General features: G+C 64.8%; 20 protein-coding genes. 14 read left to right on the top strand and 6 right to left on the bottom strand.

Annotated elements, in window-relative coordinates:
* Positions 1–11: 11 nt before the first annotated feature.
* The 3 genes from ACS5PJ_RS01985 (at position 12) to pdxS (ending at position 2282) form a co-directional block, all read left to right on the top strand.
* On the top strand, positions 12–599 hold the full coding sequence (locus ACS5PJ_RS01985) for an HIT family protein (RefSeq protein ID WP_439433244.1): 588 nt from the start codon (positions 12–14) through the stop codon (positions 597–599).
* Positions 589–1212, top strand: coding sequence for a phosphatidylinositol phosphate synthase (gene pgsA, locus ACS5PJ_RS01980; RefSeq protein WP_439433243.1), 624 nt, complete (start codon positions 589–591; stop codon positions 1210–1212). The genes ACS5PJ_RS01985 and pgsA overlap by 11 nt, the downstream gene beginning before the upstream one ends.
* 143 nt (positions 1213–1355) lie before the next feature.
* The gene (gene pdxS, locus ACS5PJ_RS01975) at positions 1356–2282 is read left to right on the top strand and encodes a pyridoxal 5'-phosphate synthase lyase subunit PdxS (RefSeq protein WP_439433242.1); all 927 of its coding nucleotides are present in this window, start codon (positions 1356–1358) and stop codon (positions 2280–2282) included.
* Between the two features lie 82 nt (positions 2283–2364).
* Here the strand turns inward: pdxS and ACS5PJ_RS01970 are convergent, their stop codons facing one another.
* On the bottom strand, positions 2365–4377 hold the full coding sequence (locus tag ACS5PJ_RS01970) for a M3 family metallopeptidase (protein ID WP_439433241.1): 2013 nt from the start codon (positions 4375–4377) through the stop codon (positions 2365–2367).
* A gap of 84 nt (positions 4378–4461) precedes the next feature.
* Here ACS5PJ_RS01970 and ACS5PJ_RS01965 point away from each other — a divergent pair, with 84 nt between their 5' ends.
* Together ACS5PJ_RS01965 and ACS5PJ_RS01960 are read left to right on the top strand one after the other, a co-directional pair.
* Complete coding sequence (locus tag ACS5PJ_RS01965) at positions 4462–5736, top strand: CapA family protein (RefSeq protein WP_439433240.1); 1275 nt, start codon at positions 4462–4464, stop codon at positions 5734–5736.
* Between the two features lie 3 nt (positions 5737–5739).
* Positions 5740–7110: a ferredoxin reductase family protein gene (locus ACS5PJ_RS01960; RefSeq protein ID WP_439433239.1), complete on the top strand. Its 1371-nt coding sequence runs from the start codon at positions 5740–5742 to the stop codon at positions 7108–7110.
* 14 nt (positions 7111–7124) lie between these two features.
* On the opposite strand, the gene ACS5PJ_RS01955 is transcribed toward ACS5PJ_RS01960, so the two are convergent.
* Positions 7125–7910 (bottom strand): type 1 glutamine amidotransferase, encoded by a 786-nt coding sequence (locus ACS5PJ_RS01955; protein WP_439433238.1) that lies wholly within the window; start codon positions 7908–7910, stop codon positions 7125–7127.
* A complete protein-coding gene (locus ACS5PJ_RS01950) occupies positions 7907–9199 on the bottom strand; it encodes a Mur ligase family protein (protein ID WP_439433237.1) in 1293 nt (430 codons plus the stop codon). The genes ACS5PJ_RS01955 and ACS5PJ_RS01950 overlap by 4 nt, the downstream gene beginning before the upstream one ends.
* Positions 9200–9290: 91 nt before the next feature.
* On the opposite strand from ACS5PJ_RS01950, the gene pdxT reads away from it, so the two are divergent.
* From pdxT to ACS5PJ_RS01905, 9 genes are all read left to right on the top strand, one after another.
* Positions 9291–10001: a pyridoxal 5'-phosphate synthase glutaminase subunit PdxT gene (gene pdxT, locus ACS5PJ_RS01945; protein ID WP_439433236.1), complete on the top strand. Its 711-nt coding sequence runs from the start codon at positions 9291–9293 to the stop codon at positions 9999–10001.
* 3 nt (positions 10002–10004) lie between these two features.
* Positions 10005–10763, top strand: a complete 759-nt coding sequence (locus ACS5PJ_RS01940; protein WP_131684036.1) for a YebC/PmpR family DNA-binding transcriptional regulator — start codon at positions 10005–10007, stop codon at positions 10761–10763.
* Between the two features lie 35 nt (positions 10764–10798).
* Positions 10799–11377, top strand: a complete 579-nt coding sequence (gene ruvC, locus ACS5PJ_RS01935) for a crossover junction endodeoxyribonuclease RuvC (protein ID WP_439433235.1) — start codon at positions 10799–10801, stop codon at positions 11375–11377.
* A 92-nt stretch (positions 11378–11469) separates the two neighbouring features.
* Positions 11470–12114 carry a Holliday junction branch migration protein RuvA gene (gene ruvA / locus ACS5PJ_RS01930; RefSeq protein ID WP_439433234.1) on the top strand — a complete coding sequence of 215 codons (645 nt, stop codon included), beginning with the start codon at positions 11470–11472 and terminating at the stop codon, positions 12112–12114.
* Positions 12107–13195 (top strand): Holliday junction branch migration DNA helicase RuvB, encoded by a 1089-nt coding sequence (gene ruvB / locus ACS5PJ_RS01925; protein WP_439433233.1) that lies wholly within the window; start codon positions 12107–12109, stop codon positions 13193–13195. The genes ruvA and ruvB overlap by 8 nt, the downstream gene beginning before the upstream one ends.
* A gap of 184 nt (positions 13196–13379) precedes the next feature.
* Positions 13380–13775, top strand: coding sequence for a preprotein translocase subunit YajC (yajC, locus tag ACS5PJ_RS01920; RefSeq protein ID WP_439433232.1), 396 nt, complete (start codon positions 13380–13382; stop codon positions 13773–13775).
* Between the two features lie 110 nt (positions 13776–13885).
* Positions 13886–15643: a protein translocase subunit SecD gene (gene secD, locus ACS5PJ_RS01915; protein WP_439433231.1), complete on the top strand. Its 1758-nt coding sequence runs from the start codon at positions 13886–13888 to the stop codon at positions 15641–15643.
* Positions 15643–16665 (top strand): protein translocase subunit SecF, encoded by a 1023-nt coding sequence (secF, locus tag ACS5PJ_RS01910; protein WP_439433230.1) that lies wholly within the window; start codon positions 15643–15645, stop codon positions 16663–16665. Before secD ends, secF begins: the two co-directional genes overlap by 1 nt.
* A gap of 158 nt (positions 16666–16823) precedes the next feature.
* On the top strand, positions 16824–19217 hold the full coding sequence (locus ACS5PJ_RS01905; RefSeq protein WP_439433229.1) for a RelA/SpoT family protein: 2394 nt from the start codon (positions 16824–16826) through the stop codon (positions 19215–19217).
* Here ACS5PJ_RS01905 and ACS5PJ_RS01900 read toward each other — a convergent pair.
* From ACS5PJ_RS01900 to ACS5PJ_RS01890, 3 genes are all read right to left on the bottom strand, one after another.
* On the bottom strand, positions 19098–19784 hold the full coding sequence (locus tag ACS5PJ_RS01900; protein WP_439433228.1) for a type IV toxin-antitoxin system AbiEi family antitoxin: 687 nt from the start codon (positions 19782–19784) through the stop codon (positions 19098–19100). The genes ACS5PJ_RS01905 and ACS5PJ_RS01900 overlap by 120 nt on opposite strands.
* A 131-nt stretch (positions 19785–19915) precedes the next feature.
* On the bottom strand, positions 19916–21553 hold the full coding sequence (locus tag ACS5PJ_RS01895) for a DUF349 domain-containing protein (protein WP_439433227.1): 1638 nt from the start codon (positions 21551–21553) through the stop codon (positions 19916–19918).
* 66 nt (positions 21554–21619) lie between these two features.
* Positions 21620–22432 carry a peptidylprolyl isomerase gene (locus ACS5PJ_RS01890; RefSeq protein ID WP_439433226.1) on the bottom strand — a complete coding sequence of 271 codons (813 nt, stop codon included), beginning with the start codon at positions 22430–22432 and terminating at the stop codon, positions 21620–21622.
* Between the last annotated feature and the right edge of the window lie 202 nt (positions 22433–22634).

Here is a 22634-nt window from a genome sequence, read left to right as displayed (position 1 = left end):
GACAGACCACGGTGCAAGAGAACACAGGCGCTGGGTATCCAGGCGATGCCGGCGTAACCGACGATTTTGATCTCGCGGGCGTGCCGGATGCTTTCCAGCGCCTGTGGACTCCCCACCGGATGGCCTACATCAAGGGCGGCCAGCACCAGTTCAAAAACGAGCACGACTGCCCGTTCTGCGTGGGACCCGGGCGGAGCGATGAAGAATCCCTCATCGTGTACCGGGGGAAGACCTGCTACGTGGTCCTCAACCTCTTTCCGTACAACCCCGGCCACCTGCTGGTCTGCCCCTACCGGCACGTGCCTGACTACACGGACCTGACACTGGAGGAGACCGCAGAGTTCGCGGAGATCACCCAGACGGCCATGAAGGTCCTGCGCAAGGTGGCAAACCCTGGCGGCTTCAACCTGGGCATGAACCAGGGAGTGGTTGGCGGGGCGGGGATCGCCGCTCATCTACATCAGCACATCGTTCCGCGCTGGGGCGGCGACGGCAACTTCTTCCCCATCATCGCCCAGACCAAGGCCATCACGCAGACCCTTGACGAGGTCCGCCAGCAGGTCGCTGAGGCGTGGCCCGGGGAGACGGATGCTGAATAAGCACGCTCGCGGGTTTTTCACCGCGCTGTTCACCCCGCTGGCCCGCTGGCTTCTGAAAATAGGTGTTTCCCCTGATGCGGTGACGGTCATTGGAACCGGCGGCGTTGTGGCGGGCGCCCTGGTCTTCTACCCCCTCGGCCAGCTGTGGTGGGGGACGCTGTTCATCACGGCATTCATCTTCTCTGACGTCCTGGACGGAATCATGGCCAGGATGCGGGACACCGAGGGGCGGTGGGGCAACTTCCTGGACTCCACCCTTGACAGGATCGCTGATGGCGCACTGTTCGCCGGCGTCGCCATCTGGTTCTTCACCGGGGGCGCGGACTACGCCATCGCCGTCGCTGCGATGCTCTGCCTTATTCTGGGGATGGTTGTCTCCTACGCGAGGGCCAAAGCCGAGTCCCTCGGATTCACCGCCAATGTGGGCATCGCGGAGCGCGCCGAACGGCTGGTTTCGGTCCTGGTGGTTACAGGATTCACCGGCCTTGGACTGCCGCCGGTGGTCCTGCTGGTGACGCTCGGGCTGCTGGCCCTGGCCAGCCTCGTCACGGTAATCCAGCGCATCGCTTCTGTCCGGCGCCAGGCCCTCAGCGAGACCACCGCGGCCGATTAACCCTGATTAAGTCCGCTGGCCGCGGTGGGACTACTATTAGGACTGCCCGGTCATTGGATCCGGCAATCCGTGTGTGTAAATTTCGGCACCTCCGTGCCACCTCACGCCCGGCGAAGGTCATCTATCTACCCATAGGGGTTTTTGTGTCTACACCTGATGTAAGCAGCGAAGCCGGTTCGTCCGCGAACAGCGTCACGGGCAGCAACCGCGTCAAGCGCGGTATGGCTGAGATGCTCAAGGGCGGCGTCATCATGGACGTCGTCAACGTCGAACAGGCCCGCATCGCCGAAGATGCCGGTGCCGTGGCAGTCATGGCGCTGGAACGCGTTCCGGCCGATATCCGCGCCCAGGGCGGCGTGTCCCGCATGTCTGACCCGGACATGATCGACAAGATCATCGACGCCGTGTCCGTGCCCGTGATGGCCAAGGCCAGGATCGGCCACTTCGTCGAGGCGCAGATCCTGCAGTCACTCGGCGTGGACTACATTGACGAGTCCGAGGTCCTGACACCCGCCGACTACACCAACCACATCGACAAGTGGAAATTCACCGTTCCCTTCGTCTGTGGCGCCACCAACCTCGGTGAGGCCCTGCGCCGCATCAACGAGGGCGCGGCGATGATCCGGTCCAAGGGCGAGGCCGGTACCGGCGATGTCTCCAACGCCACCACCCACATGCGCCAGATCCGCGCCGAGATCCTCAAGCTCGCGTCCCTGCCCGAGGACGAGCTCTACGTCGCGGCCAAGGAACTGCAGGCCCCGTACGAACTGGTCAAGGAAATCGCCTCCACCGGAAAGCTTCCCGTGGTGCTGTTCACCGCCGGCGGCATCGCCACCCCGGCCGACGCCGCGATGATGATGCAGCTCGGCGCCGACGGCGTGTTCGTCGGTTCCGGCATCTTCAAGTCCGGCAACCCGGCCCAGCGTGCCGCCGCCGTCGTGAAGGCCACCACGTACTTCGATGACCCCGACGTCATCGCCAAGGCCTCCCGCGGCCTGGGCGAAGCCATGGTGGGCATCAACGTGGACGAAATCCCGCAGCCCCACCGCCTCGCCGAGCGCGGCTGGTAACAGAGACACAAGAAGTACGACGCCGGTCCCTCACCTTTTCTGGTGGGGGACCGGCGTCGTTATTTGTTTAGGGGGGTTGGGGTTAGTCCAGGTCGCGGCGCTTCAGCAGCGGCTCCAGCCGCGCCTCGCGTCCCCGGAGCGCCCGGAAGGATTCCAGCGGGTCCCGGCTGTTGCCACGAGCGAGCAGTTCGTTGCGGAACGTTTCCCCGTTGGTCCGGGTCATACCGCCGTTTTCGGTGAACCAGTCCACTGTCTCAGCATCCAGCACCTCGCTCCAGATATAGGAGTAGTACCCGGCTGCGTAACCGTCGCCGGCGAAGATGTGCTGGAAATAGCCGGTGCGGTATCGCGGCGGGATGAGGGCGTGCGCCACTCCGGCGGCTGCCAGCGCCTTGTCCTCGAAGGCGAGGGCATCGTCCGGGACAGCGGTGGCGTCAAGCGTGTGCCACGCCAGGTCCAGCAGTGCTGCTCCGAGGTACTCGGTGGTCCCGAAGCCCTCGCCCCAGAGCCGTGCGGCGTCCAGCCTGGCCACAACTTCCTGCGGAAGCGGTTCGCCGGTGACGTGGTGCCGCGCGTAGTTGGCCAGCACCTCCGGCCAAAGAATCCACATCTCGTTGACCTGCGAGGGGTACTCCACGAAGTCACGCGGGACCGCGGTCCCGGAAAAACGCGGGTACGTCACGTGGGAGAACAGGCCGTGGAGTGCGTGCCCGAACTCGTGGAACGTGGTCCGAAGCTCGTCCAGTGTCAGAAGCGTGGGCTCGCCCGCGGGAGGCCTGGAGATGTTGAGGTTGTTGATCACCACTGGACGCGTGCCGAGAAGGTCCGACTGTTCAACCAGCGAGTTCATCCAGGCACCGCCCCGCTTGGACGGCCGCGTGTAGTAATCGCCGAGGAACAGCCCCAGTCCACTCCCGTCCTGGTCCCGGACCTCCCAGACACGGACATCGGGATGGTAGCCGGCCAGGTCAGGGCGTTCGTGGAAGGTGATGCCGTAGAGGGACGTGGCGGCGAAGAAGACGCCGTCCCGCAGGACGCGGTCCAGCTCGAAATACGGACGGAGCGCATGCTCGTCCACCGCATATTTTTCACGCCGCACTTTGGCTGAGTAGTAAGCCCAGTCCCACGCTTCCAGCGGATGCCCGGCCGTCCCGGCCAAGGCAGCAGCCTCGGCGTCGGCATTGCGGACTGCAGCGGGGGCCAGCCTGTTCAGCATGGACTGCACAGCGTCGAAATCGGGGGCAGTCTGCCGGTCCACCACCAGTTCGGCATAGTTCGCGAACCCGAGCAGGGCAGCTTTTTCCGCCCGAAGGCGTGCCATCGACCTGGCGTGCTCCAGGACGTCCAGGCTCCCGCCGTCGCTGCCGCGGCTTATGGAGGCCTCAAACAGCCGACGGCGGATGTCCCGGTTGTCGAGGGCAGCCATGGCGGGCTGGTTGCTGGGTTGGATCAGTGTCAGCAGGTATTTACCGTCGTGGCCGGCAGCGTGGGCGGCCTCGGCGGCGCTGGCGACATCGTCTGCAGGCAGCCCCGCTAACTCCTCCGCACTGTCCAGCAGCAGGGCCGCCGACTTCATGCCCTCCTTCACCCGCTGGCCAAACTCCGTGCCGAGCCTGGACAGTTCGGCGTTGATTTCCTTAAGGTGTTCCTGGCCTGCCGGATCGAGCTGGATGCCGGACTGGCGGAATTCCTTCAGGTACTCCTCCACCAGCCGGACGGATTCAGGGCCGAGGCCGGAGGTGTCAATCGCCGCGAACCGCTCGAACAGGGCGCGGTTGAGGAAGATATCGTCCTGGTGGGCGGCGAACCGTGGCGAGAGCTCGGTTTCCAGGTGGTTGATCTCCTCGGACGCGTCGGCCGAGACCAGGGTAAAGAAGGACGCGGCGGCCCTTTGGAGCAGTTGGCCTGCCCGTTCCATGGCCACGGCAGTGTTTTCGAAGGTTGCCGGTGCCGCGATGTCTACGATCGCCTGGATTTCAGCCAGGTGTTCGGCCAAGCCTGCGTCCACAGCTTCGGCGTAATCCGCGGGGCTGAGCCGGGCAAATGGGGGAAGCCGGTAGGGCAGGGGGCTGGTGCTGAGGAGCGGATTCGTCATCCCGCAAACCTTTCATACCGGCGCCGGCTTCTCAATGCATGGATATCCGCTTCATCCGCGCCGGCCGAACCTACAATGGCGCTTATGGCGAACACACGTGGTGGTGCTGCCGTTCGACCAGGGGCGGTGCTTTCGGCATTCTTCCTTGCGGCGACGCTCGCTGGCTGCGGCCTCGTGGCCGAACAGCAGGGGACTGCCACCTCCGGAGCTGCCGGCAAGGAGTCCGCCGCAGGACGGCCTGTCGCCACGCCGACGACCACCCCTACACCCACGACCACCCCTACACCCGTGCCCACCCCGACGCCGGGCGCCGGGCCGGCTTGCCCCACGCTGCGCTGCACATCGGTACTGGTCACCGGCGACATGCTGGTCCACACCCAGCTCTGGCAGCAGGCGCGCGATGACGCCGCCGCTGCCGGGAAGGCCGGGCTGGACTTCGGGCCGCTGCTCGAGGGTCAGCGCCGGTATATCCAGCACAGCGATCTCGCCATCTGCCACCAGGAAACACCGGTTGCGGGGCCTGAGGGGCCGTTCGCGGCCTACCCGTCATTCAATGTTCCCCCGCAGATCATCGCGGCGTCCAAGGCCGTTGGGTACCAGGCGTGCACCACCGCAAGCAACCACACGATCGACCGCAACACTGACGGCCTGCTGCGCACCCTGGATGCCCTGGACGCCGCAGGGCTGAAGCACACCGGTTCCTACCGCACCCAAACCGAGTCCCAGGGCATCCTGATCCTTCCCACGAAGGCCGCGAAGATCGCCATCATCGAAGGGACCTATGGCCTCAACGGCCAGTACCCCGAATACGGCTGGCAGGTGGACATGCTGGACGCGCCGGCCATGATCGCCAAGGCCATTAAAGCCCGGGCGCTGGGCGCGGACATAGTCCTGGGCGCCATGCACGCAGGGGATGAGTATGCCAGCGAAGCGAACGCCCAGCAACAGGAAGCAGCCCACGCCCTGGTGGACAGCGGGCAGTTCACCATGATCTACGGCCATCACACGCACTCTGTGCTGCCGATCGAAAACTACAAGGGCACCTGGATCGTCTACGGGCTGGGCAACGGCGTCACCGAACTGTCCCCGTGGTACGTGGTGAACAACGAAGGACTTCTGGTGCGCGCACAGTTCAGCCAAAATGCAGCAGGCAAATGGTCGGCGTCGGACCTTGCGTGGGCACCCTCGGTCATCGTCCGCGATCCGTACCGCTGGTGCTCCGTGGCGTCGGACGCACCGCAAGGTGTCTGCGCCACCCCCGAGGCGGACGCCGCCACGCGCCTGAGGACATCCACTGTGGTGGAGTCCATGGGCGCTGCTGCCGGAGCCCATGAACTGCTTATCACGAAGGAGCCCTGACCCGTGTCCGGCACACATTCGGCGACCCGCCAGAGGCGTGCCGCAATCCTCGGCGTGCCGGTCCGGCTGACAGGTCCGCTGGCCATCGGATTCCTGGCTGCCGCTTACCTGGTGCTGTGGCTGGTGGCACGCCCTGAAGGCGAACCCCTTACGCGACACCTCGGTCAGCTGTTCGGCGGGGAATCGGTCCTGCTGATGTCCATCGCGCTCGTCCTGATCAGCACCCTGCCGCACGTCGAGCTCGGTTTTGGCGGCATCGACTACGCAGCCATCTGGCACCGTCGCCTCGCCATCGCCGGGGCATTGCTCTTGCTGCCCCATGTGGAACTGGCGTCCAACCCGCAGGCCACTGCCCTGGGCAAGGCGCTGGCAGTTCCGGCAGCTGTGGGTCTGGCCGCACTGATCGTCTGGGCCATCCTGCCGCGCTGGCGCACCATGTTGCCGCCGGCCGTCCACGGCGCAGTGCTCCGAACCCGCGAAACGTGGCCGGTGAAACTTGTCACGCGTGTCCTGGGCGGCTATGAACGATGGCGCGGCTTTCACCGTTTGACGGGCCTGTTCGTGGCGGCTGGCTTCTTCCACGGGCTCCTGGACGCCACGGCTTTTGAATCGACGCCGGTGCTGCGCTGGAGCTACGTGGTGATAGGCGGGGTCGGACTGGGGTTCTACGCCTACCGTGAACTGGTGGCCCGCCATTTCCTCCCGCATCACGACTACCAGGTGGACGAGGTACGCACCGTGGCGCCCGGACTCGTCGATGTGCACCTGAAGCCTCTGGGGAGGCCCCTTAACTTCAGGCCAGGCCAGTTCGCCATGATCTACCTGGAGACGCAGGATGGCTGGCAGCGGCATCCGTTCTCAATTTCCGGGGCGCCTGCGGACAAGGGCATCCGCATCACGGTCAAGGCGCTGGGAGACCATACAACGAAACTTCCGGAGGTGGTCCAGCCAGGCATGCCTGCGGTTGTCAGCGGGCCTTACGGCAGGTTTGACCGATTAACTGGCACAGCCCGCCAGGTCTGGATCGCCGGTGGTGTCGGCATCACGCCGTTCCTGAGCTGGCTTAGGTCCCTCGACGGGGAACTGAACGAAGCCGTGGACCTCTTTGTCACCTCTTCCGGCCGTTCACCGTTCGCCGACGAGGTCCAGGCCATTGCCAAGGCCCACCCTCGCCTTGCAGTCCACCTGATCGACACCACAACCGGCGGCCGCCTGACGCCGCAGCACGTACTGGCGGCTGTTCAGGCAGATCCCCGTGAGCTCTCGGTCTTCATGGGCGGTCCGGACCCCATGCTTAAAGAGTTCCGGCGGGCGTTCCGGGCCGCCGGCGTCCGCCCTGCCAACATCCACCGGGAATACTTCCACTGGCGCTGACGCAGGGCCGGGCGTCAGCGTGGACGGCGGGCGGCGTGTTCGCGCGCCAGGACGGCGTAGTGGTCGTCCGGTGCGCCCGGGTCAAAGGTTCCGAACTTTCGTTCCGCGGCGGTCCGGATGAGGAAGTCCGCGATGGCCGGGTTCTTGGGCAGCAATGACCCGTGCAGGTAGCTGGCCACCACATTTTTATAGCGCGCCCCTTCGTTGCCGTCCTTGCTGTTGTTGCCTGTTCCCCTGGCCACCGTACCCAGCGGGCGTACGCCGCTTCCGAGAGTCGTCTGCCCGCTGTGGTTCTCATACCCGAGCACCTCACCGAATTCCGGCGTCGACACTTTGACGTTGCCGATCAGGCGTTCGTCAGTGCCGTGGGTCTCGACGTCGAGGATGCCGATTCCCGGAATGACGGTCCCCAGGCGGGTCTTGAAGAAGCGTCCGAACAGCTGGTAGAGGCCACAGATGACCAGCATCGGGGCACCATCCTCAGCCAGTTCCGTAAGGGTGCCCGCGCGCAGCTGAAGGTCGTCCTGGATGATCAGTTGGCCGCTGTCCTGGCCGCCGCCGCCGACGATGATGTCCACGTCCGCCGGGAAGTCGTCGCCCGGGTTGTACTCCAGCAGTTCAGGGGTGTAGCCGTGCCACTGGACGCGACGCTGCAGCACCAGCGCGTTGCCCCAGTCGCCGTAGATGTTCATGTCCCGCGGATACAGCTGAAGGATCCGGATGGTGCCCTTGCCTTCGTCCTTGCCGGGGCCCGCACCGGCGCCCGCGCCGGCCCGGGCGGCCTGTGATTCCCCGGTCATGAGACCACCTCGACTGTGGTGATTTTGGACAGCTCGCGGCGGATGGCCAGCATGGCTGTGTATGTGCAGAAAACCCGCTTCGGTTTGCCTTTGGCCTCGCGGATAAAGGCGGCCAGGGCAGGGGCGATGTCCGGCTCGACGGCGCCGATCGCCACGTTGTCATACTGCAGCCGCAGGGCCATGTCGTACGCGCGGGACCCCGTCAGCTGGTCCACGCCGCCGTTGCGGAGCGAATCAAATTCCACATCCCACAGCCAGGACATGTCCCGGCCGTCGGCGTAGTTGTCATTGATGGCGATCATGGTGGCATAGCCGCCGGCGGAAAAGGACTTGAGGCCGAGGCGGAATCCGCTGGGGTTCTTGACCAGCACCAGGTCAAGGGGCTGGCCGTCCACGGTCAGGCTCTCGCCCCGGCCGAACGCGGGTTCAACCTTCGACAGTGCAGTGAGCAGGGTGCTGTGGTCGGCAGTCGCGGCACCGGAACCGCAGATGCTGCGGGCAAGGGCAAGCGCGGCGGCGGCATTGAAGATGTTGTAGACCCCGCGGAGCTTCATCGCGGTGCTGACCGTGACGCCGTCGTACTCAAAATCAGCGGTGTCCGGTCCCACCTTGCGGAGTACGACGTCGGCGTGCGGCTTTTCCGGCAGGGCTGCGGGAAGGGGACTCCCCGGCGCCGCACGCATGTCGTCGTCGTTGGGAAACGTGCTCAGCAGCGAATCGTCCAGGCCGAAATACTGGACCTGCTGCCCGGTCAGGGTCTCCGCAATGCGTGCCACCCGGGGGTCCTCCCGGTTCAGCACCACCGTTCCGGTGGTTTTGTCCGCAACGTGCTGGAGGAGCTGGGCGGTTTTGTCGATCTCGCCGAAACGGTCCAGCTGGTCCCGCAGGACGTTGAGCAGGAGGCAGTACCGGGGCGGGACGCGGTTCACGAAGTGCACGGCGTGGGCCTCGTCGAGCTCCAGGACGGCCACATCTGCCTGCAGGCGGCCGCGCCAGTCCACCTCGCCCAGCAGGGCCGCGGCCACCCCGCGGGTGAAATTGCTGCCTGTGCGGTTGGTGAAGACCTTCAGGCCCTGGCTCTCCAGGAGCTCAACCACCATCTTGGTGGTGGTGGTTTTTCCGTTGGTTCCGCTGACCACGGCAACACCATGGGGGAGGGTGGAGAGTGTCCGCTGCATAAAGCCGGGATCGATTTTTTCGACCACCAGACCGGGCAGGGCGGACCCGCCACCCCTGAGCCGGGACACCCGGCGGACCAGCTTGCCGAGCGGAACACTGATGTAAAGCATGCTCTGTAATATATCCCAGCTACGGCATGGAACCCTGACGGGGATGGCCGTCCACGGCCAGGCCGGGCGCTCCGGCCATTATGCTGAATGGATGACAAACCCCCTCTCCGCCGCTTCCGCACGCGTGGGCTCAGGCCTGCGGATCGGCGTCCTGGCGCTTCAGGGCGACTTCCGCGAGCACCTCCGGGCCGTGGAAGCAGCCGGTGCCGCCGGCGTCGGAATCCGCAGGCCCGTGGAACTGGATGGCCTGGACGGCCTGATTATTCCCGGTGGCGAGTCCACTGCCATCGACAAGCTGGCCCGCGCCTTTGACCTTGCCGGGCCGCTGACCGAGAGCATCCGCGGCGGCCTCCCCACCTACGGTTCCTGTGCCGGCATGATCCTCCTTGCCGATAACATCGCCGACCCGGCAACGGACCTCTCCGGAAAACCGCAGCAGACCTTCGGCGGCCTGGACATCACCGTGCGGCGCAACGCGTTCGGGCGGCAACGGGAATCGTTCGAAACGGACCTCGACTTCAAAGGCCTCGAGTTCAGCGCCACTGCCTCCGGCGTGGCTCCCGTCCATGCCGTGTTCATCCGCGGCCCCTGGGTGGAGCGGGTCGGTCCCGGCGTCGAGATCCTGGCCCAGGTTGAGCCGGCCGATCCCGTCCACGCGTCCCACGCGGCGAGCCTGCCGGGGACGGCTAGAATTGTTGCAGTGCGTTCGGGCCACCTGCTGGCCACCTCCTTCCATCCGGAAGTGACTGGGGAGAAACGCGTACATGAACTTTTTATCCGCATGATCAGAGGAGAAGCGTAAAGCATGTCAGGCCACTCCAAATGGGCAACGACCAAGCACAAGAAGGCCATCCTCGATAGCCGCCGCGCCAAGTCGTTCGCCAAGCTGATCAAGAACATCGAAGTCGCTGCACGCATGGGCGGCCCGGACCTCCAGGGCAACCCGGGCCTGGAACTTGCCGTCACCAAGGCCAAGAAGACTTCCGTCCCGGCCGACAACATCGACCGCGCCATCAAGCGCGGTGCCGGCCTGACCGGTGAAGTGGTTGACTACACCGAGATCATGTACGAATGCCGTGGCCCGCAGGGCTCCGCTCTGTTGATCGAGTGCCTGACGGACAACAAGAACCGGGCGGCCTCCGAAGTCCGCCTCGCCATCTCCCGCAACGGCGGCACCATCGCCGATCCCGGTTCCGTGAGCTATCTGTTCAGCCGCAAGGGTGTGGTGTCCCTGCCCAAGAAGGACCTGACCGAGGACGATGTCCTGATGGCAGTCCTGGATGCCGGCGCCGAAGAAGTCAAGGACAACGGCGACACCTTCGAAATCCACTCGGAGCCCACGGACCTCCAGGCCGTCCGCGATGCACTCAAAGAAGCCGGAATCGAGTACGACACTGACGAAGCCGAATTCGTTCCGTCGATGCAGGTTCCGCTTGACCTGGAAGCCGCCAAGAAGTTCATGAAGCTCGTGGACGCCCTCGAAGAGCTCGACGACGTCCAGAACGTCTACAGCAACGCCGACCTCAGCGACGAAGTCCAGGCCGCCCTCGAAGAAGCCGAGTGACCTTCGGCTTTGCGGCGTAGGACGGTTGGGCGCCGGTGACGCTGCGCGTACTCGGGGTTGACCCGGGCCTCACCCGCTGCGGCATCGGAGTGGTCGACGTCGAACGGAACCGGCGGGCCACAATGGTGGCCTTCGGCGTGGTGGGAACCTCTCCGGAGGACTCCCTGGATCAGCGGCTGCTGGTGATCGCCCTGGCCATCGACGAGTGGCTGGACCGCCATGAGCCCCACGTCCTCGCCGTCGAGCGCGTTTTCTCACAACTGAATGTCAGCACTGTGATGGGGGTGGCGCAGGCTTCCGGCGTGGTGATTGCCGCAGCTGCCCGGCGCGGGATCCCGGTGGCGCTGCACACGCCGTCGGAGGTCAAGGCCGCCGTCACCGGCAGCGGCACCTCGAACAAGGACGCCGTGACCAAGCTCGTCACCAAGATCCTCCGGCTCGACGCTCCACCCCGTCCGGCTGACGCGGCGGACGCCCTCGCCCTGGCCATCACCCACGCCTGGCGCGCGGGCAGCGGGGCGGCAGTGGCCACGACGGGTCCCGGCAGCCTCTCGCTGACAGCCGCCCAGCGCGCATGGGCCGACGCCGAGGCCCAAGCGCGCCGCGCACGGTGAATGTCCCGCTGTGCCGACACAGGACTTGCTAGGGTATTCGTAGATATGTTCGGATAGTCGGCTGTGCCGGCAGTTTACACAGGAGCCCGGCCTTGATCAGTTTCCTTCGCGGAACCGTAGCCCACGTAGGTCTTTCCAGCGCGGTCATCGACCTCAACGGCGCCGGCATGAGCGTCAACGCCACGCCCCAGACCCTGAGCAAACTCCGCACCGGTGAGGAAGGCAAACTCTTCACCTCGCTGATCGTCCGCGAGGATTCCCTCACCCTGTTCGGATTCGCCTCCGACGACGAACGTGAAGTTTTCGACGTCCTCCTCAGTGTCAGCGGCGTGGGGCCCCGCCTCGCGCTTGCCGTGCTGGCCGTCCACGAGCCGGAGTCCATCCGGGTGGCCGCGCACACCGGTGACAGCAAGACCTTCACCAAGGTTCCCGGCATTGGACCCAAAGTGGGTGCCCGGATCGTGCTCGAACTTGCCGGCAAGCTGGTGCCGCACGGAACCCCTGGTTCTCCCGCCGTGGCTACACCGGCGGAGGCTGCCTGGAAGCCGCAGGTGGTGGCCGCCATGACCAGCCTGGGCTGGTCCGAGAAGGACGCCACGGCCAGCATCGACAAAGCCCTGGCCGATGACCCAGAGGTCTCCTTCCGCGGCAATGTGGCCGAAATCCTGCGGACCACGCTCCGCTGGCTGGGCCAGGATGGCGCGCGGGCCGGAAACCGCGTAGGCAGCCGTGGCTGAACCGTCCGTGGTAGCGGCGGTGGAGGAACCGGAAGACCGTGCCATAGAGGCTGCCCTCCGGCCCAAAAACCTGGACGACTTCGTGGGCCAGCACCGCGTCCGGAAGCAGCTCTCCCTGGTCCTGCAGGCTTCCCGCATGCGCGGCCGCAGCGCCGACCACGTGCTCTTTTCAGGCCCGCCTGGCCTCGGCAAGACAACGCTCGCCATGATTGTCGCCTCCGAAATGAACGCACCCCTGCGGATCAGCAGCGGCCCGGCCATCCAGCACGCCGGTGACCTCGCCGCCATCCTGTCCTCACTGTCGGAGGGCGAGGTCCTGTTCCTGGATGAAATCCACCGGATGTCACGCCCTGCCGAGGAAATGCTCTACATGGCCATGGAAGATTTCCGGGTGGACATCGTGGTGGGCAAGGGCGCCGGTGCCACCGCCATTCCCCTCGAGCTCCCGCCGTTCACGCTGGTGGGTGCCACCACCCGTGCCGGGCTGCTGCCCGGGCCATTGCGGGACAGATTCGGGTTCACGGGGCATCTGGAGTTCTACAGCGTGGCCGAGCTCGAACTGGTACTCCGGCGGTCCGCCGGCCTGCTGGACCTCAAGGTCAATTCCGCGGGCTTCAGCGAAATCGCGGGACGCTCGCGCGGTACGCCCCGTATCGCCAACCGCCTCCTGCGGCGGGTACGCGACTGGGCGCTGGTGCACGGGATCGAGCAGATTGATGCCCGCACCGCCTCTGCCGCCCTGGATATGTATGAAGTGGACAAGCGTGGCCTGGACCGCCTGGACCGGGCAGTCCTCGAAGCGCTGATCACCAAGTTCGGCGGCGGACCGGTGGGTCTCTCAACCCTGGCCATTGCCGTGGGGGAGGAGACCGAAACAGTGGAAACGGTGGCGGAACCATTCCTGGTGCGCGAAGGCCTCCTGGGCAGGACACCCCGCGGCCGCATCGCGATGGCACCGGCCTGGACCCATTTGGGTTATGCCGTACCGGCCGGAGTTTTTGCGCAGGAGCCGCTTGATCTGTTCGAAACCGGCCCGGACAGCGTTGAGCCCGCGGCCGACCGGGCGCCGAACAGCCCATAAGACTGTCCTTTCAGCTTTTCCCTTTAGACTGGTATGACACCCGGCACGTTCGGGTCTTTGTTCCCGCCGGCGGCTCTGACCAGCCGATGCCTGCCAGGCACGATTTTTCTGCAACGTGGAACGAAGCGGACGCAGCCAAACCCTCGATACGCCAGTACAGAACGGAATCTTTCCTGTGGATCCAATGAACATCGTCTTGTTCGCAATGCTCGGAATCTTCATCTTCATGATGTTCCGCCGGAACAAGAAGACGAAAGAGCAGCAGGCACAGCTGCAGTCCCAGTTCGCTCCCGGTGTTGAGGTCATGACCACCTTCGGACTCTTCGGCCGGATCGTCTCCATGGACGAAGCCGAAAACAAGGTTGTCCTCGAACTTTCTCCCGGCAACCTGGCCACGGTGCACCGCCAGGCAGTGACCAAGATCGTGGAGCCTCCCGTAGTGGCCGGGGATGAGCCTGCAGTTGTCCCCAACGATGCTTCCTCGCTGACGGCAAGTGACGCCGGAACCCCCGCGCCCACGGCCGAGACACCGGACGAAACCCTTAAGCGCCTCAACGACGAGGGCAAGAAGGACAACTAGTCCCGCCGCACTGCACGCGCTTACAACACCTCTACGGCTTGGGGATTGCCGCCGGGGGAGCAACAGCTCCCTTTCGGTGGTTCTTCCGTAAATAAGAGAAAGATCTTTCAATGGCACGAACTGGCCCCAAGAAACCAGGCCTCAGGGTACTGGTGTGGCTCGGCGTAATCCTTGCCGTGCTGACCGCCGTCCTGGCCGGCGGCACCGTTGCCGGACAGGCAAGCTGGGCACCCAAACTGGCGCTTGACCTCGAGGGTGGCACCCAGATGATCCTGGCGCCCAAGGTCGAGGGCGGTTCGGACATTAACGAAGAGCAGCTCAACCAGGCCGTGGCCATCATCCGCCAGCGGGTGGATGGCTCAGGTGTAGCAGAAGCGGAAATCAGCACTCAGTCCGGACGCAATGTTGTGGTCAGCCTTCCGGGTACGCCTTCCACCGCCACCCGGGCCCTGATCCAGGCCTCCGCCGACATGAACTTCCGCCCGGTCATCCTGAACGGGGCCGGAGCCGCTGTGCCGGCTGAGTCCCTCACGCCCGAGGATCAACTGCCGAAACCCACCGCGGAACCTGCCAACAGCAGTGACACCAACTGGATTACGCCCGAGATCTACCGCCAGTTCGAGACCCTTGACTGCGACAACCCGTCCCAGGACAAGCAGGAACGTTCGGACCCCGCCAAGCCGCTGGTCACCTGCGAGCCCGCCACGGCGACGACGCCTGCACTGAAGTACATCCTGGGCCCCGTTGAGGTCAAGGGCAGCAACATCGTCACGTCCTCCTTCCAGCTGCAGCGGGGATCCCAGGGCGCCGTCACGAACCAGTGGGCAGTCAACATCCAGTTCGACGAGGAGGGCACGGCCAAGTTCAAAGAGGTCACCCAGCGCCTGAACCAGTTTTACGCAGCCGCTGGCGGCGAAGCGGGGAATGATCCGAAGGCGCAGTTTGCCATTGTCCTGGACGACCAGGTGATTTCCGCGCCGCGCTCCCTGGCAGTCATCACCGACGGCCGGCCGCAGATCACCGGAAACTTCACTGAGCAGACCGCCAAGGCCCTGTCCGACCAGCTCCGGTTCGGCGCACTCCCCATCAGCTTCGAGATCCAGAGCGAGCAGCAGATTTCCGCCACCCTCGGCGGCGAGCAGTTGCGCATGGGCCTGCTGGCCGGCGTTATTGGCCTGTTGCTGGTGGTGGTGTATTCGCTCTTCCAGTACCGCGCCCTCGGGTTTGTGACCATCGCGTCCCTGGTGGTGGCAGGAGCGCTGACCTATCTCGCCATCGCCATCCTGGGATGGACCGAGAACTATCGTCTTTCCCTTGCCGGTGTGGCGGGCCTCATCGTGGCAATCGGCCAGACCGCGGACTCGTTCATTGTCTACTTCGAACGTATCCGCGACGAGCTGCGGGAGGGCCGTGGCCTGGTCTCCGCCGTCGAGAACGGCTGGAAGCGCGCCAAACGAACGGTGCTTGCCTCCAAGGCTGTCAACCTGCTGGCCGCACTGGTGCTCTACTTTGTGGCCGTCGGTAACGTCCGCGGCTTCGCTTTCACCCTCGGCCTGACGGCCATTGCCGACCTCATCGTCGTTTTTATGTTCACCCACCCCACCCTGCAGTTGATTGCGCGCACCAGGTTCTTCGGCGAAGGCCACGCCTTCTCCGGCCTTGACCCCAAGCGCCTCGGCGTTGTGCCGCTTTACCGCGGTGCAGGGCGCCTTCGCACTCCGGAGGCAAAGCCTGCTGTGGTCCGGGCCAAAAACACCGGCGCGGCAGCAGAGGCCGAACGCCGGATGACCATCGCCGAACGCCGCCTCGCGGAAAAGCAGGAGCAGCTCACAGGCTCCTCCAAGGGCGCAGCCAAGGAGAACAAGTAATGTCCAGCAGCTTCGCCACTTTCGGCAACGAGCTCTACACCGGCAAGCGCTCCTACAACTTTGTGGGCGCCAAGAAACTCTGGTTCCTTATCGCGGCGGTGGCGGTGGCCCTGTCCATCCTCATCCCGGTGGCCAAGGGCGGGTTCAACCTTGGCATTGAATTCCGGGGCGGTTCCGAATTCACGGTGTCCAACGTCAAGACCACCGATGCCGACATCGGGGAGAAAGCGGTCCAGGACGTCGTGTCTGGCGCTATTCCCCGCGTTGCCAACGTGGCAGGCAGCACCATGCGGATCCAGACCGACAAACTCACAGAGGATGAGACCCTCAAAATCAAGTCCGGGCTGACGTCCGCCTACGGCGTTACGGACAATGAAGTGACGTCCACGTTCGTGGGGCCAACGTGGGGAGCCGACGTCACCAAGCAGGCCTTGATCGGCCTGGTGGTGTTTGTCCTCCTCGCGGCGGTCCTCATGGCGCTTTACTTCCGGACGTGGAAGATGTCGCTTTCTGCCATTGCGGGCATGCTCGTCACCATGTTCATAACCGCCGGAGTCTATGCGCTCAGCGACTTTGAGGTCACCCCGTCAGCCATTATCGGCTTCCTCACCGTCCTCAGCTATTCGCTGTACGACACAGTGGTGGTGTTCGACAAGATCAGGGAAAACACGGTTGACCTTTCGGCATCGACGCGGCGCACCTTCGCCGAAGAGGTGAACCTCGCCGTGAACCAGACCCTGGTCCGCTCCATCAACACCATGATGGTTGCCATTCTCCCGGTGGGTGCCATCCTGTTCATCGGTGCAGGACTGCTGGGCGCCGGAACCCTCCGCGACCTCTCCCTTGCACTGTTTGTGGGAATCCTGATCGGAACCGCTGCCACGATTTTCATTGCTGCGCCGATGTATGCGTGGCTTCGGCAGAGCGAGCCGGACCTGATGAAGCAGGCCAAGAGGGTGGAGCAGCGGAGAGCCGAGAGTTCAGCCCGAACGGACGCTTCCACCGCCGCCGCAAAGGCGTGACCACGCAACACCAGGCGGCCTGACCCCGCCGTTTGAAGGGCCGGGCGGCATCGGAATACCGACGCCGCCCGGCCCTTTGGCGTTTAAGCCTTCAGTTAGAGAACTGAACTCACTGGGGAATAGACTGGGGTAATTAAACAGGTGTGAGGGGTGCTTCATTGGAAGAGCGTTCGGCGTCGGTGCCAGCGGCAGGCGGGGATGAGAATCCGGGCCACGGACCACAGACCGGGCTCGCCGCTTCAGCACGCCCCGGGCCGGTGGTCCCGGTGGACAACTCCGGCGCGCGTCCCACGTTCCCCGGCCGCCGCGAACGGACCCGCTCGCGCCTGGCCCGGCTGACAGGCTTCAGTGCGGCCAGCTATTCCCCCATTCTTGAGCCATTGCTCCGCACCGTCCGGGCGAACAACCCCAAAGAAGACTTTGACCTGATCCAGCGTGCGTTCGAAGTGGCGGAGCGCTGCCACCGGGGGCAGAAGCGCAAGAGCGGCGATCCCTACATCACCCATCCGGTGGCCGTCGCCACCATCCTCGCCGAACTCGGCCTCAGCGGCACCACCCTCGCCGCAGCACTGCTCCATGACACCGTGGAAGACACCTCCTACACCCTGGCGGACCTGAAACGGGACTTCGGCCCTGAGGTGGCCATGCTGGTGGACGGTGTGACCAAGCTGGACAAAGTCAGCTTCGGTGAGGCTGCGCAGTCCGAGACGGTCCGCAAGATGGTTGTGGCCATGGCCAAGGACATCCGTGTCCTCATGATCAAACTCGCGGACAGGCTCCACAACGCCCGGACGTGGCGCTTTGTCTCCGCGGAATCATCTGCCAGAAAAGCCCGGGAGACTCTGGAGATCTTTGCACCGCTGGCCCACCGGCTGGGCATGAACACCATCAAATGGGAGCTGGAGGACCTGTCCTTCGCCGCCCTCTACCCGAAGGTCTACGAGGAAATCGTCCGGATGGTGGGGGACCGCACCCCGGAACGGGAGAAGAGCCTCAGCGTCATCCGGGACCAGATCACCGAAGACCTCCGCGCCGCCAAGATCAAAGCCACCATCACTGGCAGGCCCAAGCACTACTACTCGATCTACCAGAAAATGGTGGTCCGGGACAAAGACTTTGACGACATCAACGACCTCATGGGCGTGCGGGTCCTGGTCGATTCCGTCCGGGACTGCTACGCCGCTTTGGGCACCATGCATTCCCGGTGGAACCCCCTGCCGGGGCGGTTCAAAGACTACATCGCCATGCCCAAGTTCAACATGTACCAGTCACTGCACACCACAGTGATCGGTCCGGGCGGCAAACCGGTGGAGATCCAGATCAGGACCCACGAAATGCACCGCCGCGCCGAGTACGGTGTGGCCGCGCACTGGAAGTACAAGGACCAGCCCAACCGCACGGCTGTTGGCCCCGGGAGTCCGCGCGACGGCGACATGGGCTGGCTGAGGTCCCTCGTTGACTGGCAGCAGGAAACCTCCGATCCGGGGGAGTTCCTTGATTCCCTGCGGTTCGAGATCAACGCCCGCGAAGTCTTCGTGTTCACTCCCAAGGGCGAAGTCATGGCCCTCCCGGCCGGATCAACCCCGGTTGACTTCGCCTACGCCGTGCACACCGAAGTAGGGCACCGGACCATCGGCGCGCGGGTCAATGGCAAGCTGGTTCCCTTGAACAGCGAGCTGAACCACGGCGACTGGGTGGAGATCTTCACGTCCAAGGCCGAGGGTGCCGGTCCCAGCCAGGACTGGCAGCACTTCGTCAAGAGTGCCCGCGCGCGGAACAAGATCCGTCAGTGGTTCAGCAAGGAACGCCGCGAAGAAGCGATCGACCGCGGCAAGGAACTGCTGACCAGGGCCATGCGGAAGCAGAACCTGCCCCTGCAGCGGCTGATGACACACGAGGCCCTGGCTGCCGTGGCCGCCGAATTCAAGTACGTGGACATCTCCGGGCTCTACGCCGGTGTTGGAGACGGGCATACGTCAGCGCAGTCGGTGATGGAGAAGCTCGTCGAAAGCCTCGGCGGCAACGAGAGCACCGATGAAGACGTCAGCGAAGTCAGTATTCCCACACATGTGGCCAAGACCAAGTTCTCGGATTCCGGGGTGGTGGTCCGCGGCGTTGGCGATGTCTGGGTAAAGCTGGCCCGTTGCTGTACTCCTGTTCCGCCGGACCCGATCCTGGGGTTCGTCACGCGCGGCTCCGGCGTGTCTGTGCACCGCACAGACTGCACCAATATTTCGGACCTCAAGGACCAGCCCGACAGGATTGTCGACGTCGACTGGGCTCCCACCCAATCCAGTGTCTTCCTGGTGGAGATCCAGGTGGAGGCCTTGGACCGGAAGTCCCTGCTCTCGGACGTCACCCGCGTGTTGTCCGAGAACCACGTCAATATCCTGGCCGCCAGCGTGAATACCTCCAGCGACAGGGTGGCCATCTCAAGGTTCGCCTTTGAGATGGGGGATCCCAAGTACCTCAGCCACGTCCTCAGCGCCGTCCGGCGGATAGACGGCGTCTTCGACGTCTACCGGACCACGGGAAACAAGCGCCGGAGCTAGCAGGGCTAGCTTTTCCAGGGCAGCCCTCTTGTGCGGGACCCTGGGAGTGGCTTCGATGGCCAGGACCAGCAGGCGGAGGCGTACATCCTTTTCCGGCCGCGCCAGCAATCCCTGCAACGCCGGCAACGCGCGGGGTGCCTCCACGTGCAGGGCAATGTCCACAGCAGTACGGAGCGGACTGGACACCATCAGCCCTCCCATGCTGACGACGTCGAACGGCCCAAGCCTGACCTCGTGGAGCGTGCAGCCCCGGGTGTTCCGCAGGCCGGAAATCCGACGTTTGGCATCCACCAGCAACGCCAGCTTGTCCGGCTCGGCCGCGCAGCCGTAGATCCAGGCCGCAGTCATGCGTCCGGCCACCACGCGCTGCCTCACCGCTGCGGAAATGGCATTGGCGGCTGCCCTGGCCCGCAGCTGGGGTGACGCCGGTGCTTCAGGGAGCGTAAAGCCGTGCTGGTGGAACTGCGCCAGGACACCGTCTGCGGCGAGCGACTGGAGTTCCGGCCACGCGAATGGCCGCCCCGGTGAGTACAGCTCGGGGTGCTGCGTTGATGATGGTGAGGCCATCCATCCATCCTGCCGCGCCCGCTCATTAAACGCACAGGCCCGGCGCCGGTTATGTGGATAAACCGGAGCCGGGCCTGGACAGCCTCACTGTTCGCCGTGGGTAACGGCCGGTGAGTCTCTGGTGCGGTGTCCTAGGACAGTTCGCTGGCGGACCGCTGGATCTGGTCCAGCCATGCCTGCCGCGCCTCGAGGGCTTCCTTGGCGGCCTTGATCTTCCGCTGGTCACCGAGCTTCTCAGCCTTGGCCAGGTCGTCCTGCAAACCGGAAATGGCGGCTTCCAGCTGCGAAAGGGCGCTGTTGGTGCGGGCCTTCGTTTCCGGGTTGGAGCGCTGCCAGTTTTCCTCTTCCGCGTGGCGGACAGCGTCCTCGACCTTCCGGAGACCGGCTTCGATCCGGCCCATGTCGGCACGGGGGACCTTGCCGGCTTCTTCCCAGCGGTCCCGGACGGACTGGAGCGCCTTTTTGGCAGCATTCAGGTCCTTGACCGGGAGGATGGCGTTCGCTTCAACCAGGAGGGCTTCCTTCACCGTGAGGTTGGCCGCGTATTCCTGGTCAATCTCTTCGTTGGCTGCCTGGCGGGAGGTGAAGAACACGTCCTGAGCTGCGCGGAAACGCGCCCACAGAGCGTCGTCGTCCTTGCGGCTTGCCCGCGGGGAGGCCTTCCATTCATCCATCAGGCGGCGGTATTCTCCGGCCGCGAATCCCCAGTCCGTGGAGGAGGAAAGCGCCTCCGCCTCAACGATGAGCTTCTCCTTGGCAGTCTTGGCGGCCGAATTGGTGCTGTCCAGCTGGGAGAAGTACGCACGGCGGTGGCGGTCAAAGACGGTGCGGGCAGCGCGGAACCGCTTCCACAAGGCGTCCTCGTTGCTGCGTCCCAGCCGGACGCCGCTCTTCTGGGCAGTCTTCCAGCTTTCAAACAGCTCGTTCATCCGGGCGCTGGAGGTCTTCCACTGGATCTGGGCGGGATCCTGGCCGGAGATTTCTTCGGCCTCTGCCACAATGGCTTCGCGGGCAGAGAGCTCGGCAGCACGAACGGCGTCGTGCTCTGCCTTCTCTGACTTCTCAAGTTCCGAAATCTGCGCCGAAAGGGCATCCAGGCGCGCTTCGGCGGCGCGGAGATCGCCCACCATGTTCCGCTCCGCGAGCTGCTCGCGGAGGTGGGTGACGGTTTTCTGCATGTCGGTGCTGGGCGCCTTCGAGCTGACACGCTGCTCCAGGAGCACTATCTGCGACACGATGTCGTCATACTTCCGGGCGAAATACCCGAGCGCCTCGTCATTGCTGACACCGGGGTATTGGCCCACCGGGTGTTCTTCGCCGTCGATGGTCAGGAAGACGTGGCCGTCTCCTTCAACGCGGCCCCAACGGGCAGCCTCGGCCAGTGACGTCGCTGACGCGACCGGTGCGGGCGCGGCCGCCGGCGCAGCTGCTGCAGGCTTGGGCCGGGCGGCGAATGCTGCCGGTGAGGGTGCAGGACGTGCCGCCGGCGAGGGAGCAGGCGCAGGAACCACCGGAGCCTGGGTGGCCGCGGGCTCCTCAGCGGGGCTCTCTTCAGCCGGGGCCTCGGCGGCTGCAGGCTCTTCGACCGGGGCCGGCGTGGCCGCGCTGTCTTCAACTGCAGGCTCTTCGACCGGCGTAGCCGTGGCCGTGCTGTCTTGTTCCACGGTCTTTTCAACCGTGGCCTGGTCAGCTGCTTCCTGGTCAACGACGGGGGCCGTTGCCTCGGTCATGTCTGCTGCTGTTTCGTCGGATTTCTGACTGTCTGTCACCGCTAAAAGTCTTTCGCTTGGAGGGAAATACTCGCATACGCACCGCAGCCATGAAGGCCGGGCTTCCTACTTCAGAGAAAACGAGTCTATCGTGACTGGTTCCACGGGCGCGCCGTCCGTGTCGCTGTTGACCGGGGTGATTCCCCCGGCAGCCACGGCGGATACCACGTCCAGTCCCGACGTCACCTTGCCCACCACGGTATAGCCACCGGCCGAGTCCGCCGGAATCACTGTGTCCTTATAGACGATGAAGAACTGTGTTCCGTTTCCGTAGGCGTTGTTGCCCGTCCGCGCCACGGCGATGGTGCCCGCAGGATAGGTGTTGTCTGCCGGGACGTTTTCCAGGGGACCCCACGTGTAGTCGGGATTCCCGCTGCCGTTGCCGTCCGCGGACCCGCACTGCAGCACGCCGAAGGTTTCACCGGTGGTCAGCCGATGGCAGGACTTGCCGGCGAAGTAGCCCTCTTCGCTAAGGGACCTGAACACCGCGGCAGCCTGGGGGGCTTTTGTGCCGTCGAGTTCCACGCCGAGTGCACCTTTGTTCAGGACGAGTTCGCCGGTGAAGACCTTCCCGGCAGCAGTATCCGGTGCAGGGATGTTGGCGGCGTTCGACGGCGACGCTGACGGATTGGGGGTGGCGGAAGCGGAAGGACTGGTCAGGCCGGCCTCTGCCGCGGCAAACTCGTCTTCGGTCGGGTTGTTGGAGAAGGCGGTGAGCTGAAGAACGACGGCGAGCACCACGGCGGCGGCTCCAGCGCCGGCGGCGATGAGGTTGTCCCGCTTCCGCCGTGACTCCTGGTCCCGCCGCAACTCGCGCTTTGCCTCCATCTGCTGGATGCGCCGTTTGGCTTCACGGGCACTGCGTGAACTGGCCGCCAAGGATCCTCCTGTGGTGTCGGGCCGCGTCTGGTTACTTGAAGGGATGACGCGGCTGCTGGGTGGCAGCCTTCCCCGGCGCCGGCCGCCTTATTAGAGATGAAGGCGGATGGCGCATAAACTGACTGCCGCACATAGTTTATGCACGACTGACTGGACTGCCGCCGTTCCGGGCCCGTTTCGGGGGAATGCCGTGCAAAGTCCC

The sequence above is a fragment of the Pseudarthrobacter cremeus genome (assembly GCF_051857465.1).
In the GTDB taxonomy this organism is placed as follows: domain Bacteria; phylum Actinomycetota; class Actinomycetes; order Actinomycetales; family Micrococcaceae; genus Arthrobacter.
Note: the sequence above shows the minus strand (reverse complement) of the source record. Positions and strands in the feature narration are given on the sequence as shown.

Bases quoted from the DNA above. Each gene is read 5' to 3' on its own strand.
- ACS5PJ_RS01940 (WP_131684036.1), top strand. From the start codon at position 10,005: ATGTCAGGCCACTCCAAATGGGCAACGACCAAGCACAAGAAGGCCATC.
- yajC (WP_439433232.1), top strand. From the start codon at position 13,380: ATGAACATCGTCTTGTTCGCAATGCTCGGAATCTTCATCTTCATGATG.
- pgsA (WP_439433243.1), top strand. From the start codon at position 589: ATGCTGAATAAGCACGCTCGCGGGTTTTTCACCGCGCTGTTCACCCCG.
- ACS5PJ_RS01955 (WP_439433238.1), bottom strand. From the start codon at position 7,910: ATGACCGGGGAATCACAGGCCGCCCGGGCCGGCGCGGGCGCCGGTGCG.
- secF (WP_439433230.1), top strand. From the start codon at position 15,643: ATGTCCAGCAGCTTCGCCACTTTCGGCAACGAGCTCTACACCGGCAAG.
- ACS5PJ_RS01970 (WP_439433241.1), bottom strand. From the start codon at position 4,377: ATGACGAATCCGCTCCTCAGCACCAGCCCCCTGCCCTACCGGCTTCCC.
- secD (WP_439433231.1), top strand. From the start codon at position 13,886: ATGGCACGAACTGGCCCCAAGAAACCAGGCCTCAGGGTACTGGTGTGG.
- ACS5PJ_RS01900 (WP_439433228.1), bottom strand. From the start codon at position 19,784: ATGGCCTCACCATCATCAACGCAGCACCCCGAGCTGTACTCACCGGGG.
- ACS5PJ_RS01950 (WP_439433237.1), bottom strand. From the start codon at position 9,199: ATGCTTTACATCAGTGTTCCGCTCGGCAAGCTGGTCCGCCGGGTGTCC.
- pdxT (WP_439433236.1), top strand. From the start codon at position 9,291: ATGACAAACCCCCTCTCCGCCGCTTCCGCACGCGTGGGCTCAGGCCTG.
- ACS5PJ_RS01965 (WP_439433240.1), top strand. From the start codon at position 4,462: ATGGCGAACACACGTGGTGGTGCTGCCGTTCGACCAGGGGCGGTGCTT.